13 protein-coding genes are annotated in these 15227 nt (G+C 65.7%); 5 read left to right on the forward strand and 8 right to left on the reverse strand.

Going from position 1 to position 15227, the window contains the following annotated elements:
• Positions 1–38: 38 nt before the first annotated feature.
• From NDI86_RS01025 to NDI86_RS01040, 4 genes are all read right to left on the reverse strand, one after another.
• Positions 39–692 carry a hypothetical protein gene (locus NDI86_RS01025; RefSeq protein ID WP_310898528.1) on the reverse strand — a complete coding sequence of 218 codons (654 nt, stop codon included), beginning with the start codon at positions 690–692 and terminating at the stop codon, positions 39–41.
• On the reverse strand, positions 692–1534 hold the full coding sequence (locus NDI86_RS01030; protein ID WP_310898529.1) for a carbohydrate ABC transporter permease: 843 nt from the start codon (positions 1532–1534) through the stop codon (positions 692–694). The genes NDI86_RS01025 and NDI86_RS01030 overlap by 1 nt, the downstream gene beginning before the upstream one ends.
• Positions 1531–2397: a carbohydrate ABC transporter permease gene (locus NDI86_RS01035; protein ID WP_417936242.1), complete on the reverse strand. Its 867-nt coding sequence runs from the start codon at positions 2395–2397 to the stop codon at positions 1531–1533. The genes NDI86_RS01030 and NDI86_RS01035 overlap by 4 nt, the downstream gene beginning before the upstream one ends.
• A gap of 72 nt (positions 2398–2469) precedes the next feature.
• Positions 2470–3756, reverse strand: a complete 1287-nt coding sequence (locus tag NDI86_RS01040; protein WP_417936233.1) for an ABC transporter substrate-binding protein — start codon at positions 3754–3756, stop codon at positions 2470–2472.
• A gap of 170 nt (positions 3757–3926) precedes the next feature.
• On the opposite strand from NDI86_RS01040, the gene NDI86_RS01045 reads away from it, so the two are divergent.
• A complete protein-coding gene (locus NDI86_RS01045) occupies positions 3927–5054 on the forward strand; it encodes an ABC transporter ATP-binding protein (protein ID WP_310898532.1) in 1128 nt (375 codons plus the stop codon).
• 308 nt (positions 5055–5362) lie between these two features.
• Positions 5363–6457 (forward strand): M24 family metallopeptidase, encoded by a 1095-nt coding sequence (locus tag NDI86_RS01050; RefSeq protein WP_310898533.1) that lies wholly within the window; start codon positions 5363–5365, stop codon positions 6455–6457.
• Between the two features lie 10 nt (positions 6458–6467).
• On the opposite strand, the gene dgoD is transcribed toward NDI86_RS01050, so the two are convergent.
• On the reverse strand, positions 6468–7658 hold the full coding sequence (dgoD, locus tag NDI86_RS01055) for a galactonate dehydratase (RefSeq protein ID WP_310898534.1): 1191 nt from the start codon (positions 7656–7658) through the stop codon (positions 6468–6470).
• 213 nt (positions 7659–7871) lie between these two features.
• Here dgoD and NDI86_RS01060 point away from each other — a divergent pair, with 213 nt between their 5' ends.
• Positions 7872–8630, forward strand: coding sequence for an IclR family transcriptional regulator (locus NDI86_RS01060; RefSeq protein ID WP_310898535.1), 759 nt, complete (start codon positions 7872–7874; stop codon positions 8628–8630).
• A gap of 1059 nt (positions 8631–9689) precedes the next feature.
• Complete coding sequence (locus NDI86_RS01065; RefSeq protein ID WP_310898536.1) at positions 9690–10586, forward strand: ROK family protein; 897 nt, start codon at positions 9690–9692, stop codon at positions 10584–10586.
• Between the two features lie 26 nt (positions 10587–10612).
• Here the strand turns inward: NDI86_RS01065 and NDI86_RS01070 are convergent, their stop codons facing one another.
• Positions 10613–10918 (reverse strand): AzlD family protein, encoded by a 306-nt coding sequence (locus NDI86_RS01070; RefSeq protein ID WP_310898537.1) that lies wholly within the window; start codon positions 10916–10918, stop codon positions 10613–10615.
• Complete coding sequence (locus NDI86_RS01075) at positions 10911–11639, reverse strand: AzlC family ABC transporter permease (RefSeq protein ID WP_310898538.1); 729 nt, start codon at positions 11637–11639, stop codon at positions 10911–10913. Before NDI86_RS01075 ends, NDI86_RS01070 begins: the two co-directional genes overlap by 8 nt.
• Positions 11640–11781: 142 nt before the next feature.
• Between NDI86_RS01075 and NDI86_RS01080 the strand changes: the two genes are divergently transcribed.
• Positions 11782–12822, forward strand: a complete 1041-nt coding sequence (locus tag NDI86_RS01080; RefSeq protein WP_310898539.1) for a sensor histidine kinase — start codon at positions 11782–11784, stop codon at positions 12820–12822.
• A gap of 6 nt (positions 12823–12828) precedes the next feature.
• Here NDI86_RS01080 and NDI86_RS01085 read toward each other — a convergent pair whose 3' ends face one another.
• On the reverse strand, positions 12829–14922 hold the full coding sequence (locus NDI86_RS01085) for a response regulator (protein WP_310898540.1): 2094 nt from the start codon (positions 14920–14922) through the stop codon (positions 12829–12831).
• Between the last annotated feature and the right edge of the window lie 305 nt (positions 14923–15227).

A 15227-nucleotide genomic window follows, 5' to 3' on the forward strand; every position in this document is an offset into this window, starting at 1 on the left:
CGTGTCGTTCTTGTTTGGTGGTAATAAGGGAAGTGGACCTAGGCAAATGGCGCTGACGCGGTCCTCGACGGGTCTACAGCCGTGGTCACGTCGAAATCGTCGGCCAGGTATTCGACGTGGTACGAGAACGCCACCGCCGGGAACAGCAGGACGAACCCGATGGTCAACAGCGCCGTGACCGCGAAGATGACGGCGGTGACGAGCGCCAGCGACAGCGCCGCCGTCGGCTTGCTCGCCGTCCACACGTAGGCCCGCTTGAGCGCCGCCGCCGGTGGGTCGCCGGCCGCCATCGCGACGAACGTCGGAACCAGTGCGACGACGAGGTAGGCCCCGACGTAGACGCCGACGACGGCGATGACTATCTCGAACCCGCTGTTGGGTGTGCCCCCGCGGAGATAGAGCCCTGCGGCGGCGAAGAACGTCACCGGCAGGAAACTCAACAGCGCCGCGTGGACGCCGTTCCGTCGAAGCACGCCGGCGACGCGGCGCCTGTCGAGCGCCCCGGCCTCCCGGAGCGACCGAACCGCGGCGTACGCGCCGAGGGTCGCCGGGCCGACGGTGACAAGCGGGAGCGACGCGACGAACCACGCGACACTCACCGCGACGAGGGTCACGCTGTGCTCGTAGACGAACCGCAAGGTCCGCTTGTGTGCGGGGGCGCGTCCGGTGTCACCCTCGCCCGAACCCGACATTATCCCGTCGTCCCCTGCATCTGGACCGCGTTCACGAGCTGTTCCTGCAGGATGAGGAACACGATGAACAGCGGTGCGGCCGCGATGAGCGTTCCGGCCATCTCGGCACCGGGCTGGAACACCTGCGTCGGTTGCATCGTCACGATGCCGACCGGCAGCGTGAACGACGAGGACCCCTGGAGCACGATGAGCGGCCAGAGGAACTGGTTCCACGTGTAGACGAAGGTGTACAGCGACAGCGCGGCGATAGCCGGCTTCATCAGCGGCAGCACGATTCGCAGGTATATCTGGAACGTGCTGAACCCGTCTATCTTCGCCGCTTCGACCACCGAGTCGGGGAGGTCCTTGAAGAACTGCGTGAACAGGAACACGCCGATCGGAATCGCGCTGAACGGCAGGATGACCGCCAGCGGGCTGTTGAGGAGCCCGAAGTCCGAGATGATGGTGTACAGCGGCACCATGTTCGCGTAGATGGGCACCATGAAGCTCGCGATGATGACGCCGAAGACGATGCGCTTGCCCGGCCAGTCGAGTTTGGTGAGCGAGAACGCGATCATCGAGTCGAGGATGACGACGAGTATCGTCGTCGCGCCGGCGATGACGAGCGTGTTGATCAGCCACTGCAGTATCGGCGTCCCGTTCAGGATCGCCTCGTACCACCGGAACGATATCTCGGGCGGTATCCAGTACGGTTTCTGGGAGAACGCGAACGCTTCGGTTTTCAGCGACGTCGACAGCATGTACAGGTACGGAGTGATGAACAGCAACGCTGCTCCGTACAGGGAGACGTACAGGCCAATCGTCTTCGGACGTGGGATATTCAGTCGTGTTTCGGTACTCATTCGTCGTCACCGCCGATGAACTTGTAGTTGATTATCGAGACGCTCACGAGCACGAAGAACAGGAAGTAGCCGATTGCGGCCGCGTAGCCAAACTCCTGTTGACGGAACGCCATCCGGTACAGATACATCACGAGTGTCTGGGTCGAGTTGCCCGGGCCGCCGTTGGTCATGATGAACACCTGTCCGAACACCTGGAACGAGGCGATGAGCTGGACGGTGGTCACGAACATAATCGCCGACCGCATCTGGGGGAGCGTGATGTCCTTGAACGCCTGCCACGTGCTGGCCCCGTCGATGCGTGCCGCCTCGTACAGTCGCTCGGGAACCCCCTGTCTGGCGGCCAGTAGTATGACGAAGTTGAATCCCACGGTCCACCAGATGGTGGCGAGTGCCACCGCTGGCATCGCGAACGTGAAGCTGTTCAGCCACGAGGGGGGATTGCTCATCAGGAACCCCACGTAGTAGTTGAGCGGTCCGTACTCGGGGGCGTACAGTCCGGCCCAGATGAGTGAGACGACCGAGACGGTCAGCACGTAGGGACTGAAAAACACAGTCCGCAGGAAGCGCTTGCCCTTGATGTCCTGATTCACGCCGAGTGCGAGCAACAGTCCGAGACCGACCAGCGTCGGCACGGTCAACACGACGAAGACGACTGTCGCGCGGACCGCCTTGTAGAACGCCGGGTCTTGGAGCATCCGGACGTAGTTCTCGAACAGGATGAACTCCGACTGCGAGGGGTTGAACGCGTTCCAGTCGAAGAGGCTCATGTAGAACCCCTTCAACAGCGGATAGAGCAGGAACACGGAGAACACCAGCAAGTAGGGCAGCGCGAACAGGATGCCGTCGCGCGTCTCCGAATCCATGGAGTCGAGCCGGGTCAGTCGCTGCAGGACTGACTCCGTATTTTCACTTGCCATGAGTTTCCCTGTCGGTCGTCATCCCTGGAGGTTCTTCGTGACGTCGCTGGCGGCCTGTTTGATTCCTTCCTCGGGGTCGAGCTGTCCCGAGTAAATCTGTGAAATCGCCTGGTTCACCGGACGCTTGTACGCCTCGTTGTTCTCGGTGCTTGGCATGTACGCCAGCTGTCCGTCCTGGGCCATCTCCGAGAACGTCGAGAGCGTCTTGTCCCAGACGGTCGCGCTCTGGAGTTCGTCGCCCTCGAGAATCCCCTGTGCGGCCGGCAGGTGGCCCGCGTCGGTCCCCCAGATAGTGCTGTTCTGGGTGAGCCACTCGGCGGCTTTGACCGCCGCCTGCTGGTTCGAACTGCTGTTCGGGACACCGAGGGTGTGGCTGTTCGCCCACGTCATCGACTGGGACTGCCCGGGCGCGACGAACGGCTTTGTCATCCCCCAGTCGTAGTCTTGCTCCTGGAGGACGCCGAAGAACCACGTTCCGTTGACCGTCATCGCGAGGTCGCCGGAGCGGAACGCCTTCGTCCCGCGGTCGGCGGTCGAGTCGGCCTGGTCCCAGTTCCACTCGTTCGTGATGTCGTGGTAGAACTCGGCGAGGGCGACGCCGTCCGACCCGCCGAATTTGGCCTCAGTGTTGTCCTCGTTGAGGAAATCGCCGCCTCGGCCGTTCTGCCACGCGATGAACTGCCGGACGAAAAACCGGTTGTACGGGTCGGGGCTGAACGCCTGTTTGTCGGTCTCGGCAGTGATGGTGTCGGCGACCGTCTTCAGTTCCTCGAAGGTGGTCGGTGGACTCTCGGGGTCGAGGCCCGCATCCCTGAAGATGTCCTTGTTGTAGTACAGCCCGTTGGGGTGCGTGTCCAGCGGGAGTGCGAGCCGGTCGCCGTCGAACTTCGTCTCCTGCAGGATGGAGTCGACGTACGCGTCGGCGCTTCCGTCACTGAGCATGCCACCGAGCGGCGTGAGTGCGTCGGTAAAGCGCTGAATCTCGGTGGTGTGAAACACCGCGAGGTCGGGGGCGTCGCCGCCGGTCATCGACGTGAACAGCTTGTCGTAGTACTGGTCGAACGGCTGTCGCTCCCGTTCTATCTGCACGTCGTCGTGTTCCTCGTTGAACTTGTCGACGAGGGCCTTCATCGCCTCGCCGTCCCCGCCGGAGAACAGGGTCCAGAACGTGACCGTCCCGTCGGAGCTCCCGCCACTCCCACCGGAACAGCCCGCGAGGCCGGCGATACCGGCCGCTCCTGCTACTTTCATAAACTGGCGTCTACTCGGCGAAGTCGCTGCTTGCCACTTGTGGGACATCACCATAACCAGTGACCAGCATATACTTAATTGTTTTTGTTGTAGTTATCCCGGCGGACGTGGGCTATCGCCGCCGCTTGTGGTCGGGGTTGGCGTTGGCCACGAACGCGTCCGAAACTATCACGAACAATGGGAAAGTATAAGTGGTGCTTGGTAAATTGTTAGCACACCCTCACATGAGCAGAGTAAGCTTCAGCGACGTCGAGAAGATGTACGGAACGGTCCGTGCCGTCGAACGAGTGGACCTCGATATCGAGGACGGCGAGTTCGTCTCCTTGCTCGGCCCGTCGGGGTCCGGCAAGTCCACCGTGCTCCGGATGATAGCCGGCCTCGAGGATATCACCAGTGGCGAAATCAGCATCGGTGACCGGGTCATCAACGACATCCACCCGCGCAACCGCGGTATCGCTATGGTGTTTCAGAACTACGCCCTCTACCCGCACATGTCCGTCCGGGACAACCTCTCGTACGGGCTCAAGTTGACCTCGGACCTGCCAAAGAGCACCATCGACGAGCGGGTCGAAGACGCCGCCGAGATGCTGGGTATCGAGGACCACCTGGACAAGAAGCCGGCGGGGCTCTCCGGCGGACAACAGCAACGCGTCGCCACGGGTCGTGCCATCGTCCGGGAACCGGAGGTGTTCCTGATGGACGAGCCGCTGTCGAACCTCGACGCGAAACTGAAGATGCACATGCGGACCGAACTGCAGCGAATCCACGACGAACTCGGGACCACGACCGTCTACGTCACCCACGACCAGGAGGAGGCGATGACGATGTCCGACCGCATCGTCATCCTCGCCGAGGGCGTGCTCCAGCAGGTCGGGACGCCCGACGAAATCTACAATCACCCCGCTAACCTGTTCGTCGCGGACTTCATCGGCAGTCCGGCGATGAACTTCTTCGACGTCCGACTGAACGGTAGCTTGCTCGCGGGCGAGGGCTTCGAGTATCAGCTCTCGAACGCGACCGCCGAGACCGTCCGGGAGTCGACGACGACGGCCGAGCTTACACTCGGTATCCGGCCGGAGGACCTCGACATCGTGGACTCGCCGAGCGGCCAGACGATTCAGGCGACCGTCGACGTCGTCGAACCGGTCGGCAGCGACAACTACATCTACGCGGACGTCGCCGGCCAGGAGCTGACTATCCGCGTCTCGGCCGACACGAAGCCGGAGGTCGGCGACGCCGTCTCGGTCCAGTTCGACGAGGACGACATCCACCTGTTCGACACGGAGACGGAACAGAACGTGTTCGCACAGGCGGAACGCGCGACGGGCAAGGCAGCCGAACAGACGTCGTAGCCGACTTCTCACCGATAGCGTCATCCGACATCTCTCGAGTACGGTCAGTGTGACGAGCGACCAGCCGGCTGGCCGGGGGCGTTTCCGATATGCGAACGAATCCCACGGCAGTTACTCCCATCCACACTCGTCCCATCTGAGAACAACGGTCATGTGACTGCATGGCACGGTGCGGGCGCGACCCGGAGTCCGGCGGTGTCGGCCGCGGCCCAAACCGTTCTCGTATTGGAAACGCCGGCCCGGGGGAACGTTTAACCGCGCGTTAGAGAGTGTATGAGTACAGACGGGCCAGAGCCCGTGGACCGACAATGCTCACGACGAGAAAGTACACACAACTAGATGCGGTACTTGCAGAGTACGACGCCGACAGCGCGTGGTTCGCCACGCCGCCGGCGTTCGCGTGGCTGACCGGCGGCGGGACCAACGTCGTCTCGCTGGCGGGCGATACTGGGGTCGCCGCGGTCGGATACGACGGCGAGAACATCGTCCTCGTCGCCGACCACATCGAAGCCGAGCGACTCCGCGAGGAAGAACTGTCCGTGGACGCGGCCGTCTACGAGTTCGACTGGTACGAGGAGCCGCTGGAATCGGCCGTAGCCGAACTGATAACCGGGCACGCCGTCGCGGATTTCGACCTCCCCGACGCGGAGACGATACGGACCCCGACCCGGACGTTTCCGCTCACCGACCCGGAGCGCGACCGCTACCGCGACCTGTCCACCGACGCGGCCGAGGTGGTCGAGCGCGTCGCCCGCGACGTGACGCCGGTGATGACCGAACGCGGGGCGGCCGCCGACCTCGCGCACGGCCTGCGCCAGCGGAAGATAGACCCCCTGGTGGTCCTGGTCGGCGGCGCGGACCGGAGCCAGCGGTACCGCCACTTCACGCCCGGCGACGCGACGCTGGACGAGTACGCCACGCTGACGGTCGTCGGACGACGCGCCGGCCTGCACGCCTGCCTGACCCGAACGGTGGCCTTCGAGACGCCGTCGTGGCTGCCCGAGCGCTTCGCGTCGACTCAGCGCGTCGCGGCGACGGCGCTCCGGGCGACCCAGCGCGTCGGCCGCGACGGCGGGACCGCGGGCGACGTCTTCGCCGAGATTCAGGAGGCGTACGCCGCCGCCGGCTACCCCGACGAGTGGCACGAACACCACCAGGGCGGGATGACGGGGTACGGCGGCCGCGAGTGGTTCGCCAGGCCCGACAGCGCGGAGCGCGTGACGCCCGGGTCGGCCTACGCGTGGAATCCGACGATTCAGGGGACCAAGGTCGAGGACACGGCGCTGGTCACCGACGACGGCGTCGAGTCGCTGACGCTGACCGGCGAGTGGCCCACGACGGCCGTCGACCCGTTCGGCGACGGCGACCCGGTCGAACTGCCGGTTCCGATGTATCGGGACTAGACGGACCCGCTCACCACTCGGCGACGCTGCCGTCCTTGTGGCGCCAGACCGGGTTGTGCCAGTCGACGGTCTTCTTCGATTGCTCGCGGACGTACGACTCGTTGATCTCGATGCCCAGTCCCGGCCCGTCCGGAATCTGGACGTAGCCGTCGTCGTAGTCGAAGACCAGCGGGTCGGCGAGGTAGTCGAGCACGTCCGTCGTCTCGTTGTAGTGGATGTTCAGGCTCTGCTCCTGGATGAGCGCGTTCGGCGAACAGGCGTCGACCTGCACGCAGGAGGCCAGCGCCACCGGGCCGAGCGGACAGTGCGGCGCGAGCGCCACGTCGTAGGCTTCGGCCATCGCCGCTATCTTCTTCACCTCGGTGATGCCGCCGGCGTGTGAGAGGTCCGGCTGGATGATGTCGACGGCGCCGTCTGCGAAGACGTCCTTGTAGTCCCAGCGGGAGAACATCCGCTCGCCCGTCGCTATCGGGATGCTGGTGTGAGCGGCGATGTCCGGCAGCGCCTCGTTGTGCTCGGGGAGGACCGGTTCCTCGATGAACATCGGTTCGTGGGGCTCTAGAGCCTTCGCCAGCCGTTTCGCCATCGGTTTCGTGACCCTGCCGTGGAAGTCCACGCCGATATCGACCTCGCCACCGACGGCCTCGCGCACCTCGCGCAGGCGGTTCTCGGCCGCCTCGACCGCCGCCGGGTTGTCGACGCGCTCTATCTCGGCGGTGGCGTTCATCTTCAGTGCCGAGAACCCGGCGTCGACCTTCTGTTTGGCCTGCTCGGCCACCTCCGAGGGTCGGTCGCCGCCGATCCACTGGTAGACGCGGATGCGGTTGCGTGCGGCCCCGCCCAGCAGCTGGTGGACCGGCGCGCCCAGTTGCTTGCCCTTGATGTCCCAGAGCGCCTGGTCGATGCCGGCGATGGCCGACATCAACACGGGGCCGCCGCGGTAGAAGCCGCCGCGGTACATCGTCTGCCAGTGGTCCTCGATGTCCTCCGGGCTCTCCCCGAGCAGGTAGTTCTCGAGCAGTTCCTCCACGGCGGCGCGCACGGTGTGTGCACGGCCTTCGACGATGGGCTCGCCCCAGCCGACGGTGCCGTCAGCCGTCTCGATTCGGAGGAGGAGCCATCGGGGCGGCACCTCGAACAGTTCGTAGTCGACGATTCGGTTCCTCGTGGCGCTGCCGGAGTGGGTAGTGTTCGAACTCATAGTGGTCGGTGCGGGCGGCCCCCCGCGTGACGCCACCGCCGTCGACGGACCGACGCCGGCCGGACCTGTGACGTGCCAGTGACGTTGTCGTTTTCACAGTCCACCGTTTGTGAACGGCCGATTTAATGGTTGTGTCACCGCCGGCCACCGGCGTCGACCGCCGACGTTCACGATATGCGAACGACTTTTATGTCCAGACTTTGATTATGATTCATGAACGATGGCCCACGGGTCAAGACGACCCAGACGAGCTTTCGTATCATCGAGGCGGTGCGGGACAACCGCGGCGCTGGGGTGAGCGAACTCGCCCGGACGGTCGACCTCTCGAAGTCCACCGTCCACAAGCACGTCCAGACACTGCTCGACATCGGCTATCTCGTCCGTGAGGACGACGCCTACTACCTGAGCAACCGGTTTCTCAACCTCGGGAACCGCGCCCGTGAGCGACTGCCGCTGGAACCGGCCAGGAACGTCGTCAACGACCTCGCGGAGACGACCGGCCACGTGACGAACCTCATGGCCTACGAGAACGGCCGCGGGGTCTACGTACTCCGGGTCGAACCCGAGGGCGCCGACCTCGGCGACTCGTTCACCGAGGGGGATGTCGCGCCCCTGCACGCGACCGCCGGCGGGAAGGCGATTCTCGCGTTCTTCCCGAAGGAGAAGCGCACCGAGATACTCGATAGCGTCGGTCTCTCCGCGCACACGGAGAAGACGATTACCGACCGCCAGGAGCTAGAGCGGAACCTGCGCTCCATCCGTGACCAACACATCGCGTTCGACCGCGAGGAGTTCCTCGCGGGACATCAGTGCGTCGCCTCGCCCGTCGTCAATCAAGACGGTATGCCCATCGCCGCCGTCAGCGTCACCGGCAACGTCCAGCATATGTCCGGGAAACGCCTCGAAGAGGACGTGACCGGGCTGGTCACCAGCGCCGCGAAATCCATCGAGACCGAACTCCTCTCGCAGTGAGCCGTTCTCATATCACGAACAGTCCGAGTCCTCTCCGAGACCGTTGTCGCCGTTCTCTCTCGCGCCGGAACGCGTCACGTGCTCGTTCTCCCTCCTCTTTGGGACAGCACTATATGTGTCTCACAGCACCGCCGGCCGCCCTCGTACAGTGTGGGACAGCACTATGTCTGTCCCAGAGTCGTCCGTGGTCGCTCGCCGCGAACACGACTTCCGGGCCACCGAACTGTCCGACCAGCGGCGGAACGCCACCGGAGCACTGGCGCCGTCGAGTGTCCCTCGTGTGAGACGTGAATGTGTCAGCGCCGGGCTCCTACATCTGGCTACACTCGTCAGAACTACCAACTCCGCATATATTATGCTTTCCTTATAGAAATGCCGAACGGGCTTTTCGGAAGGCTTCCGGCGAGCGGGTATCGACGGTCGAGTCGGAGGCAACCTGTGGCGACGCTCTGCGCTCTCTCCCCGTCCGCAGTCCCTTCGCAGCAAGGGAACGGGCGTCTCTCGGCTCTACAGAACGCTCGTTCGGGACCGGTTGGTACGCTCCGGGCTTCGGGGTGTCGCCAGCCCCGCGTCGGTCGAGTCACACGCCGTCTGATACGCGGGGATAGTGCGGTCTGTGGCTCTTACTGGCCGCGCGGTCGATTGTGCTGTCTCTTCCCGATGCCTCCGTCCTGTCTCCACTCGAATCTCGCTCGCCGAGCGCATCGCTCTCGATATCCGCCGTCGGGCGATGTCGTTCTCGGCCGAAAAACGTTCTATCTTTAGTATGGTTGTATAAATATATCAAAGTTATATCATCTGTTTGCGGAACCGGTTCGCCCATCACGAACTGGCAAACGGAGCGGGACGAGGAGCCCGTATGTCGCACCCGACCACGCGTCGATAGCTCCCGATTCGGGACCTACCGCTACACGTCCGAACCGTCTGCGATAGCTCACAGAACAGCGCGCGGGTTCCGCCCGACGCGGTGTGGCGTTCCCTCCCAGTTCGCCCCGGTGAGTTGCTCAGTGGCTGTACAGGTACGCTGATATTTATCACCAGTGCCATTCAATCGCATGCATGGCGTCTGTCCTCGCGATCGATATCGGCGGCTCGACGATTAGAGGTGTCAGAGCGAACGAGTCCGGCCTTCAGGGGGAGCCGTGGACCTATACCACGGAGACCATCGACTCCGCGGACGCGCTCGTCGACCGGCTCGACGGGGTGTACGACGATATCGACGCTATCGGCGTCGCCGCCGCCGCCGTCGTCGACCGCGAGACCAACGAACTGTTGAACGTCGCGAACTGGTCCGGGTGGGACCTGACGCCGCTCGCGGAGACGTTCTCCGTGCCACTCGCCGTCGAGAACGACGCCGACGCGAGCGCGCTCGGGCTGAAGACCTACGGCGACGTGGCTCCGGACGTCAACCTCGCGTACCTGACCATCAGTACCGGTATCGGCGCCGGCATCCTCCGGAACGGGGAGCTCATCCCCGGTGCCGAAGCCGGCTTCGTGAACGTGAACTGGGACGGCGAAATCCAGCACTCCGGCGTCAACGACCCGTGGGAGGGGTACGCGGCCGGCGCGCAGTTCCCCAAGCGCGTCCGGGAGTGGCTCGCCGACGACGACCGGGAGACGATGCTCACCGGCACCGAGGACGCGAAGGCGTTCTTCGAGGCGGTGTACGAGGGTGACCACGTCGCCCGTGACTACTACACCCGGTTCAAGCGCATCAACGCCGCCGGAATCGGGAGTATCTCGGACCTGTTTTCGACTGACGTGTTCAAGGTCGGTGGCGGCGTGGCACTCAACCATCCGACGCTCGTCGACTACGACGACGACCCGCACACGCTCGAACCGGTCGACCTCGACAGTTACTGTATGACCTCGACGCCGGATATCGAACTGACCTCCTTCGGCGTGGACCTCGAACTCTACGGTGCCGCCGCGGCGGCAATCGAGTCTCTGTCGTAGAGACCGGGCTCGCGGCTCCGAGACGGCTACACGACCGTCCTGAACGCGAGGACAGCCGCGAGACCACCCAGCAGCGCGAGCAGGACGTTCTCGGTCCGCACCATGACGACGAGGACGACGGCCGACGCGGCCCACTCCGCCGGCCCCGCGGCCACCAGTTCGGGCGCCAGAATGGCGACGATAATCGCCCCGGGCAGCACTTCGAGTCCGGCCTCGACCCGCTCGGATATCGTGATTCGGTTGAGGACCCAGAAGCCGCCCGCCTTCGTGGCGTACGTCACGAGGCTCATCCCGGCGATGACCGCGACGACGGACGGAGCGAGGCTACCCATCGAAGCGGGCCACCTCCACGAGACAGCCGGCGAGGCCGCCGAGCAGGATGTACCAGCGACCGGGGAGGTACTGGGCACCGAACACGGCGACGGCGGCGGCGGTTAGCCACGGCCAGCGGTCCGACTGGCCGTCCCAGAGGCCGACGGCGATCGCGACGAACACCGCCGTGAGGACGAAATCGAGCCCGTACGTCGAGGGGTCACCGACGACGCTCCCGGCGACGGCGCCAAGCACCGTCGAGAGCACCCAGAACACCCAGATAGCGAGCCCGCTCCCGAGGAGATACGCGCCCTGTCGGCTCCCGGCCCGTAACTCCCCCATGGTCAGCGCCCAGTTCTCGTCCGCGGTGAAGAAGATGCTCCCGTACGCCTTCAGCGGGGCGAGCTGACTGAACCAGGGGCGAAGCGCCGCGCCCATCAGCACGTAGCGGAGATTGACGACGAACGTCGTCCCGATGACCGCGAGGACGGGAATCGGCGCGTCCCACAGTTCGATGGTGATGACCTGCGCCGCGCCGGCCAGCACCGTCGCGCTCATCAGCGCCGCCTCGGCGACGCTCAGTCCAGCCTGGCGCGCGAGGACCCCGAACACGACCCCGTAGCCGGCGACGCCCAGCGCGATGGGGGTCCCCTCGGTGAAGCCGTTGCGGAGGCCAGCGAGGGAAAACTCGACAGTCGGTTCCGCTTCGGTCTCCGATTCGTGTGGTGGTGTATCACTCATTGTGTCGCGACGATGTCCCCGTTCGGGAGCGGTTGCACAGTCGACTACACAGACGCTTATCGGTTCCTCTCTGCCGTCGGTCTGGACCACGTGAGCGGCCGGCTCCTAAAGAGATAATAGCGCGTCGGGCCGTAGGGGCCGTATGCGTGATAGCCGGGGGGAGAAACCACACTCAGCCGAGGAGTCCGACGGGACAATCTCGCTCGAAGACATCCCGCTTCACTCGACGAACCTCCTCTCGCTGCTCGACGAGCGCGGCGTCATCCGCTATCAGAGCCCCTCTATCGAGCGGCTCCTCGGGTTCGACCAGGACGAACTGGTCGGTGTCCCGTGTACCGACTGCTTCCACCCGGACGACCGCGAGGCGGTGTACGCTGCCTTCGAGAACGTCGTCGCGAGCGACGAGTTCGTCGTCGAGGCCATCGAGTACCGCCATCTGACTGGGGACGGGTCCTACGCCTGGGTCGAGTCCGTCACCTCGTCGAACCCGACGTCGAACGGCTACTACGTCATCAACACGCGGGACATCTCCGTCCGGAAACGGCAGCGAAAGGAACTCGAACGCGCGAACGAGCGGCTCAAGGAGTTCGCGAACACCGTCTCTCACGACCTGCAGAACCCGCTCGGCGTCGCCCGCGGGCGACTCAGGCGGGTCCGGCAAGCGTCCGACGACGAGGACCTCGACGCGATGGTCGAACCGCTCGACCGGATGGCGAGGATGATAGACGAGCTTCGGACGCTCACGGCGAGGCGGCGCCGCGCCGTCGAAACGGCCCCAGTGCCGGTCGCGTCCCGCGCCGAAGCCGCCTGGGACACGACCGAGACGGGCGACAGCGACCTCCGCGTCCTGCTCGACCGGGAGACGGAGTACGAGGCCGACTTCGGCCTGCTCGACCACGTCTTCGAGAACCTGTTTCGCAACGCCGTCGTCCACAACCCAGGCCCAGTGACCGTCACGGTCGGCCCGCTCGCGGACCGCAGGGGCTTTTACGTCGCCGACGACGGGACCGGGATTCCGTCCGAACGCGCCGACGCCGTTCTGGAGTACGGCTACTCGACGGCCGGGGCGGGAACCGGTGTGGGCCTCACCATCGTCAGCGAGTTCGTCGAGGCGCAGGGCTGGACGCTGGCGGTTACCGACGCCGAGGACGGCGGAGCGCGGTTCGAGATAGCCGTCGAGTGAGCGGCGCTACGAGCCGTCGGCCTCGTTCGGCCCGCCGTACAGTTGTCCGAACAGCTTCTCCTGGGCCACGCGGAGGTGCTGGAGGTACGTCGTGTGTGTGATACCGAGCGTCTCGGCGACGTCGACCGCCGAACGCCGTCGCGGCCGGTCGAAGTAGCCCTGGTGGTAGGCCGCTTCGAGCGCGGCCGACTGCTTCTCGGTCAGCGAGTCGAGGTCGACCCGCACGTACCGCTCGGGTGTCGGATTCGTGGGCCGTTCGACGACCGACCGGACGGTGACGGGACCGTACTGCTCGTTCAATCGGTCTATCGCGGGTTGCAGGGCGGTCCGACTGGAGAGCTCGAATGTGACGGTCGCTCGACCGGGGCCGACGGTCGTCGACCGAACGAGCGCGCCGACGGCGCCGAGGTGGGACTCGGGCGTCTCGCCCGCGACGGTGACCCGATAACCGACCGGGTCGCCCCGGTCGACAACCTGTCCGGCCCGGACCGACGGGTGGGCACCGAGCGCGTCGGCGAGGCCGTCGGGGTCGTCGGTCGAACACGACAGGTACTGGACGTGGGTGGTCCCGTCGGCGGCGTGTACACCGTCGTCCGTCGTTTCTTCGGCGGCGTGTACACCGTCGTCCGTCGTTTCTTCGGCGGCGTGTACACCGTCGTCCGTCGTTTCTTCGGCGACGTGCTGGCCGTCGTCCGTCGTTTCTTCGGCGACGTGTGTGCCCTCGACGGTCACGTCGGGGGCCGGCTGGTGGACCCGTTCGGCGAGGACGGCCGGCAGGTAGTAGTCGTCGGACTCGATATCCACCTCGACGACGGCCCGCCCCGCGCTGGTCAGGGTCTGCTGGGTCTCGACGTGGTGGAGGGCGAAGCTCACGGTCGCTGCGGCCTCTGTCAGGAGCGAGCGCTCGGCGTCGTCCAGCCGGGCGGGCTCCGAGTCGTAGACGGCGAGGTGACCGTAGGCGACATCTTCGTGGCGAAGGGGGAGCGCGTATCCGGTCCGCAGCCCGCTGTCGAGGGCGTCGTTTCGACGGCTGGTCGGCATGAGCGCCTCGAAGTCCGGGACGAACTGCGCCACGCCGGTTCGCGCGCTCCACAGTATCGGGTCACCGCCGTGGTCCTCGCGGGGAGCGTCGGCTTCCAGCCGGGCGACGTACTCGCCGTTGCCCGCCGTCGCCCGCGTCCGGACGCCGCCGTCGTCGACGCTGCCGAGCCAGACGAGGTCGTAGCCGTGCGACCCGAGCAGCGCCGCGATTTCGACTTCGAGTCGTGCCCGGCGCTGGACGCCGACGAGGCGCTGCTGTACCGCCTGGTTGAACTCCCGCACTCGCTTGCGCGTCCGCTCGCGCGACCGACGGCGGGTGACGTCACGAAGCGAGAGCAGCGTCGCGGCGTCGTTCTCGTAGGTAATCGCGCCCCCCAGGAGCTCGCAGTGGCGCACCTCGCCGGTCGGTCTGACGAGCCGAACCTCGCGCAGTCCGGGGTCCCCGTCGGTAAGCGTCTCGTCGACGACATCCCGGACCCGGTCGTGGTCGTCCCTGTGGACGTGCGCGAACAGCGCGGCCGGGCTGTCGGCGCCGCCACACAGCTCCCGGAACCGGTCGTTCGAGAAGACGACATCGTCGTCCCGAAGCACGACGATGGCGTCGCGGGCCTGCTCGGTGACGGTGCGGTATCGGTGTTCGCTCTCGCGTATCGCCGTCCGCAGCCGAGCGTGTTCGACGGCCTGCCGGATGCGGGTGACGAATACCGGCGCCTGGTCGACTCGGGGGTCTTTCCGGATGTAGTCGGTGACGCCCGCGTTGATGGCCCGGGCCGCGACGTCCTCGCTGCCGTCGCCGGTGACGAGGATGAACGGCAGGTGCGGCCGGGAGGTCTGCAGGCGTTCGAGCAGCTGGATGCCGTCGATTTCCGGCATGCGGAAATCGGCGACGACACAGTCGAAGGCGCCGTCGGCGAGCGCGACGACCGCCTCGTTGACGCTCAGGGCGACCGTCACCGAGAACTCGGGGGCCGCGTCTTCGAGTTCGCTGGCGAGGTAGTCGGCCCACTGCTCGTCGTCGTCGACCACCAGGACGGCGACCGGTTCTTCGGCCGTCGTCACGCGAGCGGACTCCCGTAGCGACGAGTCGGGAGGACGCGGGCGTGGCGCGGGGTCCGAGCGCGGTGTCCGGTCACGCGCGGACTCCCGCTGGGGCGCCCACCGGAGCAGTGAGCGGTGGTTCGCCTGCGACTGGTGTCACGCCAGCTGCCGACAGTCCGGGAGTGCAACGACACGGTCCCATCGGAGAGCGTACAGCAGCCGCCGATAAATACGTTACCCACAGGTGAAGGTATCGGCGGCACGAAGCCCGTGCAGTCGGGCCTGGCGACGGCGCGAGCGGCGGCCCGGTGACGACGCTGGGACCG

The sequence above is a fragment of the Haloarcula onubensis genome (assembly GCF_031624605.1).
GTDB lineage: Archaea > Halobacteriota > Halobacteria > Halobacteriales > Haloarculaceae > Haloarcula > Haloarcula onubensis.

Coding starts and splice junctions, on each gene's coding strand:
- NDI86_RS01025 (WP_310898528.1), bottom strand. CDS start 692: ATGTCGGGTTCGGGCGAGGGTGACACCGGACGCGCCCCCGCACACAAG.
- NDI86_RS01030 (WP_310898529.1), bottom strand. CDS start 1,534: ATGAGTACCGAAACACGACTGAATATCCCACGTCCGAAGACGATTGGC.
- NDI86_RS01035 (WP_417936242.1), bottom strand. CDS start 2,397: ATGGATTCGGAGACGCGCGACGGCATCCTGTTCGCGCTGCCCTACTTG.
- NDI86_RS01040 (WP_417936233.1), bottom strand. CDS start 3,756: ATGGTGATGTCCCACAAGTGGCAAGCAGCGACTTCGCCGAGTAGACGC.
- NDI86_RS01045 (WP_310898532.1), top strand. CDS start 3,927: ATGAGCAGAGTAAGCTTCAGCGACGTCGAGAAGATGTACGGAACGGTC.
- NDI86_RS01050 (WP_310898533.1), top strand. CDS start 5,363: ATGCTCACGACGAGAAAGTACACACAACTAGATGCGGTACTTGCAGAG.
- dgoD (WP_310898534.1), bottom strand. CDS start 7,658: ATGAGTTCGAACACTACCCACTCCGGCAGCGCCACGAGGAACCGAATC.
- NDI86_RS01060 (WP_310898535.1), top strand. CDS start 7,872: ATGAACGATGGCCCACGGGTCAAGACGACCCAGACGAGCTTTCGTATC.
- NDI86_RS01065 (WP_310898536.1), top strand. CDS start 9,690: ATGGCGTCTGTCCTCGCGATCGATATCGGCGGCTCGACGATTAGAGGT.
- NDI86_RS01070 (WP_310898537.1), bottom strand. CDS start 10,918: ATGGGTAGCCTCGCTCCGTCCGTCGTCGCGGTCATCGCCGGGATGAGC.
- NDI86_RS01075 (WP_310898538.1), bottom strand. CDS start 11,639: ATGAGTGATACACCACCACACGAATCGGAGACCGAAGCGGAACCGACT.
- NDI86_RS01080 (WP_310898539.1), top strand. CDS start 11,782: ATGCGTGATAGCCGGGGGGAGAAACCACACTCAGCCGAGGAGTCCGAC.